Source organism: Streptomyces sp. NRRL F-6676, assembly GCF_000725625.1.
GTDB lineage: Bacteria > Actinomycetota > Actinomycetes > Streptomycetales > Streptomycetaceae > Streptomyces.
Map to the genome: position 1 here is coordinate 24,674 of NZ_JOHS01000014.1, position 15,889 is coordinate 40,562.

The 15,889-nt window shown below is 72.1% G+C and carries 15 protein-coding genes; 11 read left to right on the forward strand and 4 right to left on the reverse strand.

The features are described 5' to 3' along the window. The first annotated feature begins 156 nt into the window (after positions 1-156). From IO29_RS11455 to IO29_RS11480, 6 genes are all read left to right on the forward strand, one after another. Positions 157-1,779: a peptide ABC transporter substrate-binding protein gene (locus IO29_RS11455; RefSeq protein ID WP_030381056.1), complete on the forward strand. Its 1,623-nt coding sequence runs from the start codon at positions 157-159 to the stop codon at positions 1,777-1,779. A 6-nt stretch (positions 1,780-1,785) separates the two neighbouring features. Then, positions 1,786-2,709 (forward strand): ABC transporter permease, encoded by a 924-nt coding sequence (locus IO29_RS11460; protein WP_030381055.1) that lies wholly within the window; start codon positions 1,786-1,788, stop codon positions 2,707-2,709. Beyond that, positions 2,702-3,730, forward strand: a complete 1,029-nt coding sequence (locus IO29_RS11465; protein WP_030381054.1) for an ABC transporter permease — start codon at positions 2,702-2,704, stop codon at positions 3,728-3,730. The genes IO29_RS11460 and IO29_RS11465 overlap by 8 nt, the downstream gene beginning before the upstream one ends. Before the next feature lie 6 nt (positions 3,731-3,736). After that, on the forward strand, positions 3,737-4,771 hold the full coding sequence (locus IO29_RS11470) for an ABC transporter ATP-binding protein (RefSeq protein WP_234307583.1): 1,035 nt from the start codon (positions 3,737-3,739) through the stop codon (positions 4,769-4,771). Then, positions 4,758-5,786, forward strand: a complete 1,029-nt coding sequence (locus IO29_RS11475) for an ABC transporter ATP-binding protein (protein WP_078618378.1) — start codon at positions 4,758-4,760, stop codon at positions 5,784-5,786. The genes IO29_RS11470 and IO29_RS11475 overlap by 14 nt, the downstream gene beginning before the upstream one ends. 234 nt (positions 5,787-6,020) lie before the next feature. Further along, positions 6,021-6,263 carry a hypothetical protein gene (locus tag IO29_RS11480; RefSeq protein ID WP_030381051.1) on the forward strand — a complete coding sequence of 81 codons (243 nt, stop codon included), beginning with the start codon at positions 6,021-6,023 and terminating at the stop codon, positions 6,261-6,263. 79 nt (positions 6,264-6,342) lie between these two features. Here IO29_RS11480 and IO29_RS11485 read toward each other — a convergent pair whose 3' ends face one another. Then, a complete protein-coding gene (locus tag IO29_RS11485; RefSeq protein ID WP_030381050.1) occupies positions 6,343-7,248 on the reverse strand; it encodes an NAD(P)H-binding protein in 906 nt (301 codons plus the stop codon). A gap of 103 nt (positions 7,249-7,351) precedes the next feature. On the opposite strand from IO29_RS11485, the gene IO29_RS11490 reads away from it, so the two are divergent. Beyond that, entirely contained in the window at positions 7,352-8,158 is an 807-nt protein-coding gene (locus tag IO29_RS11490) for a LysR family transcriptional regulator (protein ID WP_030381049.1), read from the forward strand. 183 nt (positions 8,159-8,341) lie between these two features. On the opposite strand, the gene IO29_RS11495 is transcribed toward IO29_RS11490, so the two are convergent. Next, positions 8,342-10,474, reverse strand: coding sequence for a S9 family peptidase (locus IO29_RS11495; protein WP_030381048.1), 2,133 nt, complete (start codon positions 10,472-10,474; stop codon positions 8,342-8,344). 177 nt (positions 10,475-10,651) lie between these two features. Here IO29_RS11495 and IO29_RS11500 point away from each other — a divergent pair, with 177 nt between their 5' ends. Next, on the forward strand, positions 10,652-10,846 hold the full coding sequence (locus IO29_RS11500) for a hypothetical protein (protein ID WP_006142165.1): 195 nt from the start codon (positions 10,652-10,654) through the stop codon (positions 10,844-10,846). 300 nt (positions 10,847-11,146) lie between these two features. On the opposite strand, the gene IO29_RS11505 is transcribed toward IO29_RS11500, so the two are convergent. Continuing rightward, the gene (locus tag IO29_RS11505) at positions 11,147-12,433 is read right to left on the reverse strand and encodes a VanZ family protein (RefSeq protein WP_051707818.1); all 1,287 of its coding nucleotides are present in this window, start codon (positions 12,431-12,433) and stop codon (positions 11,147-11,149) included. 89 nt (positions 12,434-12,522) lie between these two features. After that, complete coding sequence (locus IO29_RS11510; RefSeq protein ID WP_051707817.1) at positions 12,523-13,116, reverse strand: TetR/AcrR family transcriptional regulator; 594 nt, start codon at positions 13,114-13,116, stop codon at positions 12,523-12,525. Between the two features lie 175 nt (positions 13,117-13,291). Between IO29_RS11510 and IO29_RS11515 the strand changes: the two genes are divergently transcribed. The 3 genes from IO29_RS11515 (at position 13,292) to IO29_RS11525 (ending at position 15,846) form a co-directional block, all read left to right on the forward strand. Further along, a complete protein-coding gene (locus IO29_RS11515; RefSeq protein WP_030381045.1) occupies positions 13,292-14,326 on the forward strand; it encodes an aldo/keto reductase in 1,035 nt (344 codons plus the stop codon). 186 nt (positions 14,327-14,512) lie between these two features. Further along, positions 14,513-15,412, forward strand: a complete 900-nt coding sequence (gene mshB, locus IO29_RS11520; RefSeq protein ID WP_030381044.1) for an N-acetyl-1-D-myo-inositol-2-amino-2-deoxy-alpha-D-glucopyranoside deacetylase — start codon at positions 14,513-14,515, stop codon at positions 15,410-15,412. Then, the gene (locus IO29_RS11525; protein WP_030381043.1) at positions 15,409-15,846 is read left to right on the forward strand and encodes a DUF6113 family protein; all 438 of its coding nucleotides are present in this window, start codon (positions 15,409-15,411) and stop codon (positions 15,844-15,846) included. The genes mshB and IO29_RS11525 overlap by 4 nt, the downstream gene beginning before the upstream one ends. Positions 15,847-15,889: the final 43 nt, after the last annotated feature.

The window sequence follows — 15,889 nt, forward strand, 5'->3', positions numbered from 1 at the left end:
GTCGGGGCGGTGCGCCTGCGGCGTCCATGGGCCGGACGGGGGACGCGTAACTCGTACAGGCGGGCTGAATGTGCGTGATGTCCTATAAGAGGAAAAGGTGGCGGGTGAAGCGCCGCACGCCGGTGTCGGCGCCCGGCGCGTACCCGAGGAGGCACCATGCAGGGAGCCGCACCCGTCCGCTGGACCGCCGCCCTCGCCGTTCTCCTGCTCACCGCGACCGGCTGCGGCTCCCCCGCCGCCGCCGACGGCGGCCCCGGTGTGCTCAGCTCCTCCTGGGGCGACCCGCAGAACCCGCTGGAACCGGCCAACACCAACGAGGTGCAGGGCGGCAAGGTGCTCGACATGATCTTCCGCGGCCTCAAGCGGTACGACCCGAAGACCGGCGCCGCCGAGAACATGCTCGCGGAGCGGATCGAGACCAAGGACTCCCGCACCTACACCGTCACCGTCAAGGACGGCTGGACCTTCAGCAACGGCGAGAAGGTCACCGCCCGCTCCTTCGTCGACGCCTGGAACTACGGCGCGAGCCTGAAGAACAACCAGAAGTGCGCGTACTTCTTCGGCTACATCGACGGCTACGACAAGGTCCACCCCGAGTCCGGCAAGCAGACCGCCGACACCCTCTCCGGACTGAGGATCACCGGCCCGCGCACCTTCACCGTCCGCCTCAACCAGAGCTTCTCCGGCTTCCCCGACACCCTCGGCTACGCCGCCTTCGCCCCGCTGCCCCGCGCGTTCTTCACCGACCACGCCGCCTGGCTGGAGAAGCCGGTCGGCAACGGGCCCTACCGCGTGAAGTCGTACGTCAGGGGCGCGCAGATGTCGCTGCGCACCTGGAACGCCTACCCCGGCCCCGACAGGGCGAAGAACCGCGGCGTCGACCTCAAGGTGTACACCGACAGCAACACCGCCTACACCGACCTGATGTCCGGCAACCTCGACCTCGCCGACGACATCCCCGCCGCCCAGCTCAAGAACGTCAGGAGCGATCTCCAGGGCCGGTACATCAACGTCCCGGCCGGCATCCTGCAAACCCTCGCCTTCCCGTTCTACGACGGGAAATGGGACAAGCCCGGCATGGCGAAGGTCCGCACCGGCCTGTCCATGGCCATCGACCGCGACCAGATCTCCCGCACCATCTTCCGGGGCACCCGCACCCCCGCCACCGACTGGACCTCACCCGTCCTCGGCACGGAGGGCGGCTACCAGGAGGGCCTGTGCGGCGACGCCTGCCGCTACGACCCGAAGCGGGCGAAGGCGCTGGTCAAGGAGGGCGGCGGACTGCCCGGGGGGCAGCTGAGGCTCACGTACAACGCGGACACCGGCTCCCACAAGGCGTGGGTCGACGCCGTCTGCCACTCCATCAACAACGCGCTCGACGACGACCGGGCCTGCGTCGCCAACCCCGTCGGCACCTTCGCCGACTACCGCAACCAGATCACCCAGAAGAAGATCGCCGGACCCTTCCGGGCGGGCTGGCAGATGGACTACCCGCTCATCCAGAACTTCCTCCAGCCGCTCTACTACACGGGCGCCTCCTCCAACGACGGCAAGTGGTCCAGCGAGACGTTCGACGACCTCGTCGACCGGGCCAATGCCGCCGTCGACCAGGCCACCTCCGTGAAGCTGTTCCAGCAGGCCGAGGAGGTGGTCCGGGACCAGATGGCCGCCATCCCGCTCTGGTACCAGAACGGCAGCGCGGGCTACTCGGGCCGGCTCTCGGGCGTGGCACTCAACCCCTTCAGCGTGCCGGTGTACGACCGGATCGAGGTGAGCTGACCAGCCATGGGCCAGTACGTGCTGCGGCGACTGCTGCAAATGATCCCCGTCTTCGTCGGGGCCACCCTGCTGATCTTCCTCATGGTCAACGTCATGGGGGACCCCGTAGCCGGACTCTGCGGCGACAAGGCGTGCGACGCCGCCACCGCCGCCCGGCTCAGGGCCGAGTTCGGCCTCGACCGCCCCGTGTGGCAGCAGTACCTGACCTACATGGGCAACGTCTTCACCGGCGACTTCGGCACCGCGTTCAACGGGCAGGAGGTCACCGCGCTGATGGCCGCGTCCTTCCCGGTCACCGCGCGGCTCACCCTCGTGGCGATCGTCTTCGAGGTCGTCCTCGGCGTCACCCTGGGCGTGGTCACCGGGCTGCGGCGCGGCCGGCCCGTCGACACCGGGGTGCTGATGTTCAGCCTCGTCGTGATCTCCGTCCCCACCTTCGTCACCGGGCTGCTGCTGCAACTCCTGCTCGGCGTCCAGTGGCACTGGATCACCCCGTCCGTCTCGCTCGCGGCGAGCTACGACGAGCTGATCGTGCCCGGCCTCGTCCTGGCCTCCGTCTCCCTCGCCTATGTCACCCGGCTCACCCGCACCTCGATCGCGGAGAACCTGCGGGCCGACCACGTCCGCACCGCCGTCGCCAAAGGGCTGCCGCGCCGCCGGGTGATCGTCCGGCATCTGCTGCGGACCTCGCTGATCCCCGTGGTCACCTTCATCGGCTCCGACATCGGGGCGCTGATGGGCGGGGCGATCGTCACCGAGCGGATCTTCAACATCCACGGCGTCGGCTTCCAGCTCTACCAGGGGATCCTGCGCCAGAACACGCAGACCGTCGTCGGCTTCGTGACGGTCCTGGTGCTGGTCTTCCTCGCCGCGAACCTGCTCGTGGACCTGCTGTACGCCGTACTCGACCCGAGGATCCGCTATGCCTGAGCGACCTTACGAGCCGTACGAGGCCTTCGAGCCGGGCGGGGCGGACGGCACCGTCGCGGGTACGGGCCCCGGCGGCGCCGTCGCCCCGACCGGCACCGGCGGCACGATGGACCTCGCGGTGGGCGAGGCGGCGACACTCGAGCCCTCCCCGGAACCGCCGTCGGAAAAGACGGCGAAGCCCCGCTCCCTCTGGTCCGACGCCTGGCACGACCTGCGGCGCAACCCCGTCTTCCTCATCTCCGCGCTCGTCATCCTCTTCCTCCTCGTCATCTCCGTGCGCCCCTCGCTCATCGCCCCCGGCGACCCGCTCTCCTGCGACCTGGCCAACGCCCAGGAGGGCTCCCGCCCGGGGCATCCCTTCGGCTTCGACGGCCAGGGCTGTGACGTCTACGTCCGGACGGTGTACGGCACCCGGATCTCCATCGGCGTCGGGGTGCTCGCCACGGCCGGGGTCGCGCTGCTCGGGTCGGTGCTCGGCGGGCTCGCCGGGTACTTCGGCGGGGTCGGGGACGCGGTCCTGTCCCGCCTCACCGACGTGTTCTTCGCCATCCCGGTCGTGCTCGGCGGCCTGGTCCTGCTCTCCGTCGTCACCAGCGACACCATCTGGCCCGTCGTCGGCTTCATGGTGCTGCTCGGCTGGCCGCAGATCTCCCGGATCGCCCGCGGCTCGGTCCTCACCGTGGGGCGGCACGACTACATCCAGGCAGCCCGCGCGCTCGGCGCCTCCCACACCCGGCTGCTGCTGCGGCACATCGCGCCCAACGCCGTCGCCCCCGTGATCGTCGTCGCGACCATCGCGCTCGGCACGTACATCGCGCTGGAGGCGACCCTGTCGTACGTCGGCGTCGGGCTCCGGCCGCCCACGGTGAGCTGGGGCATCGACATCTCCGCCGCCTCCCCGTACATCCGCCAGGCCCCGCACATGCTGCTGTGGCCCGCCGGAGCGCTGGCGCTCACCGTGCTGGCGTTCATCATGCTCGGCGACGCGGTGCGCGACGCCCTCGACCCGAAGCTGAGGTGAGCCGCCGTGCGACGTGACGCGAACGCGAGGCCCGCGCCGGGAACGGCGGACGAGGCCGCCCCGCTGCTCGACGTACGCGACCTGCACGTGGAGTTCCGCACCCGGGACGGCGTCGCCCGCGCCGTCAACGGTGTGAATCTGCGGGTGGCGGCGGGGGAGACGCTGGCCGTGCTCGGCGAGTCCGGCTCCGGGAAGTCCGTCACCGCACAGGCCGTCATGGGCATCCTCGACACCCCGCCGGGCCGCGTCACCGGCGGCGAGGTCCGCTTCAAGGGGCGTGACCTGCTCACCCTTCCGGAGGAGGAGCGCCGCAGGCTGCGCGGCGCGGAGATGGCGATGATCTTCCAGGACGCGCTCTCCGCCCTCAACCCCGTCCTCACCGTGGGCGACCAGCTCGGCGAGATGTTCACCGTCCACCGCGGCATGTCCCGGCGCGACGCCCGCGCGAAGGCCGTCGAACTGATGGACAGGGTCCGCATCCCGGCCGCCGCCCAGCGCGTACGGGACTATCCGCACCAGTTCTCGGGCGGCATGCGCCAGCGCGTCATGATCGCGATGGCGCTCGCGCTGGAACCCGCGCTGATCATCGCCGACGAGCCGACGACCGCACTCGACGTCACCGTGCAGGCACAGGTCATGGACCTGCTCGCCGAGCTGCGGCGGGAGTACGCGATGGGGCTCGTCCTCATCACCCACGACCTCGGCGTCGTCGCCGACGTGGCCGACCGGATCGCCGTGATGTACGCGGGCCGGATCGTCGAGGAGGCCCCGGTCCACGACCTCTACAAGGCCCCGGCCCACCCGTACACCAGGGGCCTGCTCGACTCGATCCCCCGTCTGGACCACAAGGGCGCCGAGCTGCACGCCATCCGGGGCCTGCCGCCGAGCCTCACCGACATCCCGCCGGGCTGCGCGTTCCACCCGCGCTGCCCGCGCGCCCGCGACGTGTGCCTGACCGACGAGCCGCCGCTGTACGAGGCAGGCGAGGACCGGGGCAGCGCCTGCCACTTCTGGAGGGAGTGTCTGCATGACGCCACCTGAACCGGTGTCCGAGCCGATCCTCGAGGTGACCGGGCTGGCCAAGCACTACCCGCTCACCCGGGGCGTACTGCGCCGCCGGGCGGCCGGCGCGGTACGGGCCGTCGACGGCGTCGACCTCGTGCTCGGCGCGGGCGAGACCCTCGGCGTCGTCGGCGAGTCCGGCTGCGGCAAGTCCACGCTCGCCCGCCTCCTCGTCCACCTGGAGCGCCCCACCGCCGGCCGCATCCGCTACCGCGGCGAGGACGTCACCGGACTGTCCGGCCGCGCGCTCAAGGCGGTCCGCCGCAACGTCCAGATGGTGTTCCAGGACCCCTACACCTCGCTCAACCCCCGTATGACGGTGGGCGACATCGTCGGAGAGCCGTACGAGATCCATCCCGAGGCGGCCCCGAAGGGCGAACGGCGCCGGAAGGTACGGGAGTTGCTGGACGTGGTCGGCCTGAACCCCGAGCACGTCAACCGCTATCCGCACCAGTTCTCCGGCGGCCAGCGCCAGCGCATCGGCATCGCCCGGGCGTTGGCGCTGCGCCCGGAGATCGTCGTCGCCGACGAACCGGTCTCCGCGCTCGACGTCTCGGTCCAGGCCCAGGTGATGAACCTGCTGTCCCGCCTACAGGGGGAGTTCGGCCTCTCCTACGTCTTCATCGCGCACGACCTGTCGGTGGTACGGCACCTCTCGGACCGGGTCGGCGTGATGTACCTCGGCCGCATCGTGGAGACGGGCACGGACACGGAGATCTACGACCACCCGACCCACCCGTACACCCAGGCCCTGCTCTCCGCGGTCCCGGTCCCCGACCCGACGGCCCGCGCCCGCCACGACCGCATCATCCTCACGGGCGACGTCCCGTCCCCGGCGAACATCCCCACGGGCTGCCGCTTCCGCACCCGCTGCTTCAAGGCGGAGGCGCGCTGCGAGACGGAGTCCCCCCTGCTGGAACTCCACGGCACAACGCCGATGCCCCATCCCTCGGCGTGCCACTTCGCGGCGGAGCGCACGGCGGTCGCGCCGTAGGGCGCCGGGAAGCGGGGGCTCGCCACGACGGTGTTCGGCCGCCGGAAGGCGGGCGGCCCACTGCCGTTCACCTCCGCCGCACGTCACCCTCGCGGTACGGGCCAAGAGTGCGACTTTTCCGGCCCAAGATCGACGGCCGGGACCGCGGAAGCCTGTTCCTCGGTAGCCTCGTCCGGCAACCATCCCCCCAGTCACGCCAGTTCATCGGTGACGTGCGTTCAGGAGTGTTTTTCCATGCTCAAGAAGTTCTTCGTGTCCGCGGCGCTTGCCGCCACCGCCGTGGGCGGCATGGGCCTCGGCGCCGGTACGGCCTTCGCCGGCGACAACAACCCGGACGTCGCCGCCGGCGTCTACCCGTCGTACCAGGCCTGCATGGACGCGGGCTACGCCGGCGTCCCCCAGGACCGTTGGATCTCCTGGCGCTGTGACCCGGTGGCCGGTGGCCAGTACCTGCTCTGGGTCGGCGGGACGCGCTGACCGATGTCACCGGCGGTGGAACGCGGGCGCCGCGTTCCACCGCTCGTCCGTCCCCGCCGAACGGCAGGCCCCCGGGCTGTCAGGCGCCCAGCACCGCCGGCCGCAGGACCTCCTCGCACCACGTCCGGAACGACGTCGTCCCGACGAAGGTCTCCGCGTCCGTACGGGAGACCCCCTCGTCCAGCCCCTCGTTCCGCGCCCGCATCATGTCCACCATCCCCGAGGTGAACGCCTCCGGCACGCCACGGGACGTGAACACGGCCGCGTAGTCCTCCAGCGACACCTGCTCGTACCGCACGGGCCGGCCGAGCACCTCGGAGGCGATCCGTGCCCGGTCGGTCGCCGTCAGGTCCTCGGGGCCGAGGACCGGCACCTCGCCCGTGCCCGTCCACGTCCGGTCCAGCAGCAGCCGCACCGCCGCCGCCGCGATGTCCGCCGTGGCGACCGGCGGCTCCGGCCGGTCCGCGGGCACCGTGTCCGTGAAGGCGCCGCGCTCACGGATCGGCCCCGCCTGCCGCAGCAGGTTGTCGATGAACGTCGCACAGGCGAGCGCCCGGTAGGCGACCCCCGAGCCCGCGATCAGGTCGTCCATGGCCAGCGAGGCTGTGACGAGCCCCGCGCGGCCGGCGACGGGCGTACCCCGCCCGACCGACGACACGGCGACCACCCGCCGCACCCCGTGCGCGGCGAACGCCTTCGCCGCGGGCCGCGTGAACCCGGAGTACGCCTCCTCCAGGCTCGCCGCCAGCGGATTCGGGGGCACGACCCAGAAGACCGCGTCGACCCCGTCGAACGCGCGGTCGACGACCTCGGCGTCACCGTGCGAGCCGACGACGACGTCGACCCGGTCGCGGACGTCGTCCGGGAGCTTCGCGGGGTCGCGCACGATCACCCGCAGGTCCTCGCCCCGCGCGGGGGCTTCGTCGAGGAGTTTGCGCAGCACCTGGCTGCCGATGGCGCCCGTGGGCGTGGTGATGAGGATCATGCGGTCAAGTCTTCGCGCGCCCCCGCCCGCGCGTCCAATACCCTTCCCCGCCGATTGATGCCCTTGGGGTATCAATGCGGGGCCTCATTGATACCCTTCAGGTATGGACCTCGATCTGCGCAAACTGCGCTACTTCGTCGCGGTCGCCGAGCACCGCCACTTCGGCCGCGCGGCCGAGCAGCTCTACATCGCCCAGCCGGTCCTCAGCCGGCAGATCCGCGCCTTCGAGCACGAACTGGGCTGCGCGCTCCTCACCCGCACCACCCGCAACGTCGAGCTGACGCCCGCGGGGGAGCGGCTGCACGAGGAGGCGCGCCGGGTCCTCGGCACCGTCGACGCGGCGGTCCGCCGGGTGCACGAGGCCGACCGGGGCGTCGCCCGCCTCGCCGTCGCCTTCGCCCCCGGACTGCACGTCTCGGAGGCGGTCCGCGCCTTCACGGCGGCCCGCCCCGGCGTCCAGATCGACCTCGTCCCGTTGCAGTGGTACGACCAGCACGCCCCGCTCCGCGACGGCCGCGCCCACGTCGGCTTCCTGCGCAGACCGTTCGACGACGACGGGCTGCGCACGCTCCCCATCGGTCACGAGCCGAAGGTCGCGTGCCTGCCCGCGGCCCACCCACTGGCCGGCCGCACCTCGCTGACCTGGGCTGATCTGGCGGGCGAGAAGATCCTCGACGCGCAGCAGCGCCGTACGGCCTCCGTCGAGGAGAAGTTCGAACTCATCGCCGCCGGCTACGGCATCGGCCTCGGCCCGCTGAGCGTGGCCCGCACCTACTCCCGTCCCGATCTCGTCGCCGTCCCGATCACGGACGCCGAGCCGTACGAGACATGCCTGGCGGCCCCCGAGGGCAGCCGGGACGAACGCCTGCGCGACTTCCTGGAGATCGCGACGAAAGTCCTGCGCGGGTAGCGCACGGCGCGCCCCGCAGCTTCGCACGCCCCGCACCCTCGCACGCCGTACCCTCGCACCTTCGCGCGCCCCGCGCTCGCGCCCCCGCCCCCTCGTGCGCCCCGCCCCCCCTCGCGCGGCGTGGGCGGGCCGCTCCGGTGCCGTGAGCGGCCCGCCCGTCGTGCGGTTTGCGTCAGGGGCCCCCTAAGCGATCCCCAACGACCGTCGCAGGAAGTCCAGTTGCAGCCGCAGCAGGTTCTCCGCGACCGTCTCCTGCGGGGTCATGTGCGTGACCCCTGACAGCGGCAGCACCTCGTGCGGCCGCCCGGCGGCCAGCAGGGCCGACGACAGCCGCAGGGAGTGCGCGACGACGACGTTGTCGTCCGCCAGCCCGTGAATGATCATCATCGGCCGGTGCGGGCCCTCCGCCGCGTCGACCAGCCCCGCGTCGTCGATCAGCGAGTTGCGCCGGTAGACCTCCGGCTGCTCGCCGGGCAGGCCCAGGTACCGCTCCTGGTAGTGCGTGTCGTAGAGCCGCAGATCGGTGACCGGCGCGCCGACCACCGCCGCGTGGAAGACGTCGGGGCGGCGCAGTGCGCCGAGTGCGGCGAGGTACCCGCCGAAGGACCAGCCGCGGATCGCGACCCGGTCCAGGTCGAGCGGGAACTCCTCGGCGAGCGCGTGCAGCGCGTCGACCTGGTCCTGGAGGACGACCTCCGCGAGGTCGTCCCGCACGGCCTTCTCCCACGCGGGGGAGCGGCCCGGCGTGCCCCGCCCGTCCGCGACGACCACCGCGAAGCCCTGGTCCGCGAACCACTGCGAGGTGAGGTGCGGGTTGTGTGCGGCCAGCACCCGCTGGCCGTGCGGACCGCCGTAGGGGTCCATGAGCACCGGCAAACGGGGACCGCCGGTCTCACGGGGGTAGTCCGTAGGCATAAGCACGGCGCATGGGATTTTCCGTGCGCCCCCCTCTACGAGGCTCACGCACGGGGAGAAATTCGGACTTTCCGCGTACGACGCCACGGTCGTCGCCGGCTTGCCGCCGCGAAGTACCTGCACACGGGGGCCCGGCCGGTCCGGCACCGCGCTGACCAGCACGGTCACGCCCCCGGCGCGCACCGCCGAGTGCACGCCGGGCTCCTGCGAAACGCGCTCCACCCCCAGCTCGTTCACCCGGTAGACGTGCACCTCGCCGAGCTCCGGCTCGGCCGCGCCCGCCCCGGCGGAGGCCGAGACCAGGACGTCGTCGGCGGTGACGTCAAGTACCGCCCGCACATGCAACTGCGGCCCGGTCAGCGGGCGTTCGCCGACCGCGAGGACCCGCGCCCCGCCCTCGTCGGCGATCCGCACGAGCTGTCCGGAGGGGCTCCAGCACGGCACACCGGGGAAAAGATCGAGCCAAGTTGGATCTTCGTCGGCGTGCACCATCCGGGTCGCTCCGGTGTTCGGATCCACGGCCAGGATGAGCTGACTGCGCTGGTCGCGGGCCTGTACGAGGATCAGTGGCGCACCCGCCGCTGACCAGTGCACTCGCGCCAGATAGGGGTAGCCGGCGCGGTCCCAGACCACCTCCGTGCGCACCCCGTCCAGGCCGAGCACGAACAGCCGTACGTCCGCGTTGTCCGTACCCGCCGAGGGGTACGCCACGGGCTGCGGGGCCCGGCCCGGATGCGCCGGGTCGGAGATCCACCACCGCTGTACGGGGGCGTCGTCCACCCGCGCGACCAGCAGCCGGTCCGAATCGGGGGACCACCAGAACCCGCGAGAACGGGACATTTCCTCGGCCGCGACGAACTCCGCGAGACCGTACGAAACGCCCTCCGACTCCGGTGCGAGCAGCGCCCGGTCGTCCTCGCCCTCCGCGCCCACGACCCGCAGCGCGCCCCCGGCGACATAGGCGACATGCCGCCCGTCGGGGGACGGGCGGGGGTCGATCACCGGCCCGGCGGCGGGCAGTTCGCGCGCCGTACCGGCCCGCAGCTCGGCCGCGAACAGCCGCCCTGACAAGGCGAAAGACGCCAACTCGACGGCGCCGTCGGTGGCGTAGCCGACGATGCCCGCGCCCCCCTCGCGGCTGCGCTCGCGCCGGGCGCGCTCCTCCGGCGGCAACTGCTCGTCGGCGCCCGCGAGCAGGGCCGCGGGGTCGGCCGCGAGCCGTTCCGTGCCTCCCTCCAGGTCGAGAACCCACAGCTGCTGCACCCGGTCGGTCCCGGACGCGGACCGCAGGAACGCGACCCGCGACCCGTCCGGCCCGACCGTGAACGCACGGGGCGCGCCGAGGGTGAAGCGTTGGGTACGCGCGTGTTGGCGCGGGAAGGAAAGTGGCTCGGTCGTCATGCCCCGACCATATTGGCCATGCGCCCCCTTGTGCGGCCGTGCGCGGGACGATGCGCGCGCCCGGATAGTTATGATCACAAGCGCATAGTGGGTATGAACCCGCTGGCTGCTGTACGGATATGTCTGCCCCCATAGTCCGACCCCCCGCGTCCCTGGGATCTTTGGAGGTGAACCGCCGTGGCACTCTCGATTTCGGCGGTGGTGCTGCTGGCGATCATCGTCGTTCTGCTGATCAGGAAGTCAGGCCTGAAGGGCGGACACGCGGTGGTCTGCGTGCTCCTCGGCTTCTACCTCGCCTCCTCGACGATCGCCCCGACGATCAACGACCTGACGACGAACATCGCGGGGATGATCGGCAGCATCAAGTTCTGACGCAGGGGTCCCGCGCGCCTTCGCGCCCCCGGGACCCACGGAACAGGGCGGGGCACGGGCTCCGGACGCGAGGTCCGAAGCCCGTGCGGTGACCTTCCCGAGGTCCGGCTGCCCCGGATGCGACGGTGTACGCGTCGCAGCCCGGTTCTTTCACACCTCCGACGCGAACGGTACGAAGCCGGCCCGGGCGGAGGGGGCGAAGGCGAGAAGGGGGCCTTCGGCGTTCGTGGAGTCGCGCACGAGTCGCGCACGTGGACGAACACCACCCCCTCCGCAACTACGACGGCCGCGAGGGGGTGTTCAGGGGGCCCGCAGGTCGCTGCCGCGACGGTGCCGGCTGGCGGTGTCCGCGGCGACGGTCACCGACTCGGCGTCCGGGGCCACGCGTATGGCTCGCGGCCGTGTGGTGTGCGGCAAAGCTTCGTTCCGTACACCGGACAGCACCTCGTGGGGGCCCAGGCCCTCGGGGTGCCGGCGGACCGCGCGTATCCACCAGGCGACGACGGCCAGGCAGGCGCCGGGGACGAGGAAGCCGGCCGTCGTGGTCGCCGGGTCGGCCGCCAGGGCGTACGCCACGTCCCGGTAGCCGACGTCCCGTACGGCCTCCGTTCCGGCGGAGGCGGCGCGGAAGGCGACGTCGGGCAGGGCGGTGCCCGCGACGAACCACATCAGGGCGAAGGGGAGGCCGAGCAGGGCGGCCCGTAGCGACAGCGCGCCGGTCCCCGGCCTGTCGCCGCTCCCCGTGACCAGCTTCAGCAGCAGCGCGTGCTTGCCGGGGGTCGCGCCGCTCCAGCGCGGCACCACCACGAACCAGACCAGCCAGACGAGAAGCGGGACCCATGGCACCGGGTCCGGGCCCAGGACGAGGAACACCAGCACGGCGGCCGACCCGGACAGCAGGACGACGCCCGTCACGTCGAGCAGCAACGCGACCAGCCGCCGGCCGAAGGGAACCTTCAGCGGATCGAGGGCGCGCGCGTCCAGCGTGCTCAGCTCCGGCAGCGCGCGGGCCAACGGCCCGGCCAGCGCCCAACCGAGCGCCGCACCCGCCGTGTTGGCGAGCAGATCGTCCACGGCGAAGAGACGGTACGGGCACGCGTAGAGCCCGTACAGCCCCGTGTACTGCGTGACCTCGAAGAAGAGCGACCCGGCGAAGCCCGCCAGGGTGGCGGCCACCGGCCCCCGCCGGGCGTGCACGCGCACGAAGACCCCGAGCGGGAGCAGCAGGGCCAGGTTGAACACCGTCTGCCAGACCGCCGGGTTGCCGAGCACCAGGTCGTGGAAGGTGACGCGATGGTGCGCCTCCTTCCAGATGTCGCCGACGAAACTGCCGGGCATCCACTGCGGGTGCGCGAACGAGGGGTGTGCGGCGCACACGTCCACCGACGCGGACGGCAGCGGCACGATCGTCAGACAGAACGCGGTGAGCCCGTAGTACACGCCCCCGAACAGCGAGAACGTGCGCCAGCGGGTCATCACCCCGTGCCGCCGGTACACGACCACGGCCATCGGTACGAGCAGCAGCATCGCGAGCCCCGGGAAGAGCAGGGCAGCGGTACGTATGGGCAACAGATAGGAGTCCGTCACGGCTCGCACTATACACAGCGCGTATACATGCGCTGTATAGATCTTGGTGCGAGGCCGTGCGAGGCCGTGCGGGCCGGGGGTGCCGGAGGCTAGGCGGGCCGCAGGCCGTCGAAGAGGACGCGGAGCATGCGGGCGCGGGAGGGCGGGGAGTCCGCCGAGGCCGCGGCGATGCCGTAGACCAGACGCAGGATGTCGCGGGTCTCGATGTCCTCGCGGACCGAGCCCGCCTCCTTCGCCGCGCCCACCAGCGTCTCCGTCGCGGCCATGAACCGGTCCTTGTGGTGCAGGAGGATCTCGGGGGTCCCGGCCAGGGCGAGGGCCGTTCTGAACGTCGTCGCGATGCCGCGCTGTTCGAGTGCGTCGACGAGGTGTTCGCGCACCCAGCGCTCCAGTGCCGTGCCCGGCGTCTCCTGCTCGGCGAGCTGCGCCGCGTGGTCCGCGAGCGCCGCGATGTCCGGTCCGTAGACCGCGGCGACCAGGGTCTCGCGGGTGGGGAAGTGCCGGTACAGCGTGCCGGGGCCCACTCCGGCGCGGCGGGCGACGACGTCCAGCGGTGCCTCCACGCCCAGTTCGGCGAAGGCCTCGCGCGCGGTCGACACGATGTGGTCGTAGTTGCGGCGCGCGTCGGCACGCATCGGCCGCGGCTGTGGCTGTGGTTGTGGCTGCGACGGTGCGTCGTCCATCGGGACCTCCTTCACGGGTGCCTCCACGGAGCACGGAAACGGACGCATTCTCCGCTTGGCTGTGCCCAAGCGGAGACTTTCTCCGTATAGTCGTCGTCGCGAGCAAGCGGAGAAGCTCTCCGTTTGCTGCCTCCTGCTCTTCCTGCTTCCTGTTTCCTCTCCGGGAGATCGTCCCATGCGCTACCGCACCCTCGGCCGCACAGGCATCCAGGTCAGCCCCTATGCGCTCGGCACCATGAACTTCGGCGCCCTCGCCAACGCCGACCACGACGAAACGGTCCGCATCATCCACAAGGCGCTCGACGCCGGCATCAACCTGATCGACACGGCCGACAACTACTCCCACGGCGAGTCGGAGCGGATCGTCGGGAAGGCGCTCAAGGGGCGCCGCGACGACGTCGTCCTCGCCACCAAGTTCTCCAACCCCATGGGGGACGGGCCGAACCGGCGGGGCGGTTCGCGCCGTTATCTCATGACCGCCGTCGAGGACTCGCTGCGGCGGCTGGAGACCGACTACATCGATCTGTACCAGTACCACTACCCCGACGACGAGACCGATCTGGAGGAGACGCTCTCCGCGCTCACCGATCTCGTCCGGGCCGGGAAGGTGCGGGCGATCGGCACCTCCAAGCAGCCCGCCTCGGGGCTCGTCGAGGCGCACTGGATCTCCGAGCGGCAGGGGCTGGCGCGCTTCCGCAGCGAACAGCCGTACTACTCGATACTCAACCGGGGCATCGAGCGTGAGCTCCTCCCCGTCACCCAGCGGCTCGGCATGGGCACGCTCGTCTGGAGCCCGCTGGCGCAGGGACTGCTGACCGGGCGCGTACGCAAGGGGCAGGCGTCGACGCTGAGCCGGAGCGGGCCGTGGTTCGCGCACCTTGAGGACGCCCGGCGCATCGACGCGGTGGAGCGGCTGGTGCCGGTCGCGGAGGAGGCGGGCGTTTCGCTGACGCACATGGCGGTCGCCTTCGTGCTGGCGCATCCGGGGGTGACGGCGGCGCTCCTCGGGCCGCGCACGGAGGAGCAGTTCGACGATCTGCTGGCGGGGGTGGGCGTCGAGCTGAGCGACGACGTGCTCGACCGGATCGACGAGGTGGTGCCGCCGGGGGAGGACGTCGGGGCCATCCAGATGGGGTACCGGCCGTCGGCGTTGCTGCGGGCGGGGCTTCGGAGGCGGGGGGCGGGGGAGCGGGCGGCCGCGGAGGGCTGAGCGGGGAGGGGTTCCGCCCCCGCCGCCCTGCTCTTCCCGTCCTTGACAAGGGGCTCCGCCCCTTGGACCCCGGGGTGCGTTGCCGGCGTGCGGCCGGCGGGGCTTCTCGCGCGGTGCCCCGTGCCCTCGCGGTGCCCCGCCCCCCGAGGGGCGCGGGGTACGCCGCCCGCCTCGTAGGGTGGGGCCATGACCGATCTGCCCGACCGGCGTCTTCTGCTCGTGCACGCGCACCCGGACGACGAGTCGATCAACAACGGCGCGACCATGGCCCGGTACGCCGCCGAAGGGGCGCACGTCACCCTGGTCACCTGCACCCGCGGCGAACGCGGCGAGGTGATCCCGGACGCGCTGGCCCACCTCGCCGGCGACCCCGACCTGCTCGGCGCCCACCGGCTGCGCGAGCTCGCCGCCGCGATGGGCACCCTGGGCGTGACGGACGTACGCCTGCTCGGCGGCCCCGGCCGCTACCGGGACTCCGGGATGATGGGGCTGCCCGACAACGAGGACCCCGACTGCCTCTGGCAGGCGGACCTCGACGAGGCCGCCGGACACCTCGTCGAGGTGATCCGCGAGGTACGCCCCCAGGTCCTCGTCACCTACGACGACAACGGCGGCTACGGCCACCCCGACCACATCAAGGCCCACCGCATCGCCATGCGCGCCGCCGAACTCGCCGCCGACGCCACCGCCTTCCCGGCGGCGGGGGAACCCTGGGAGATCGCCAAGGTCTACTGGAACCGGGTGCCCCGGCCGTACGCCGAGGACGCCTTCGCCCGGCTCGCACAGGCGCTTCCCGAGCTCCCGTTCGACTCGGCGGCGAGCATCGCCGACGTCCCCGGGGTCGTGGCGGACGAGCGCGTCACCGCCGCCATCGACGGCACCGCGTTCGCCGTCGCGAAGGCCGCCGCGATGCGCGCCCACGCCACCCAGATCGACGTCGCCGAACCCTGGTTCGCCCTCTCCAACCACCTCGCGCAGCCACTGTTCACCACCGAGTTCTACGAGTTGGCGCGCGGCGAGCGGGGTACCGGTGAGCGCGGTGCCGAGCGGGAACGGGACCTGTTCGAAGGAGTGAGCGAGGCATGAGTACACGTACGCCGGGCGGACCGGGCCCTGGCCCCGGCAGCGGGCTCGCGCAGCCGCTGTCCATGCCGTCGCCCGGGCGGGCCGCCGCCTACCTGGGGCTGTTCGTCCTCGGCGCGGTCGTCGGCGCCGCCGGTACGCTCGTGCAACCGGGCTGGTTCCCCGGCGGGTTGCTGCTCGCCCTGGCCGGAGCCGCCGGGCTCTTCCTCGGCGGTTCGCGCGCCCTGAACACCCGCGCGGGAGCCGTCGCGCCGGCCGCCGGCTGGATGATCGCCGTCATCCTGCTCACCGCCAGCCGGCCCGAGGGCGACTTCCTGTTCGGCGCCGGGATCGGCTCGTATCTCTTCCTGCTCGGCGGCATCGTCGTCGCTGTGATGTGCGCCACGCTTGCCCAGGGACGGCAACCCGACGGGCCCCGTGCCCGACTTGCCAAGTGACGTACCACTTCGCCGCTTCCTCTCCGTGCGGGTCCCGTGGGAG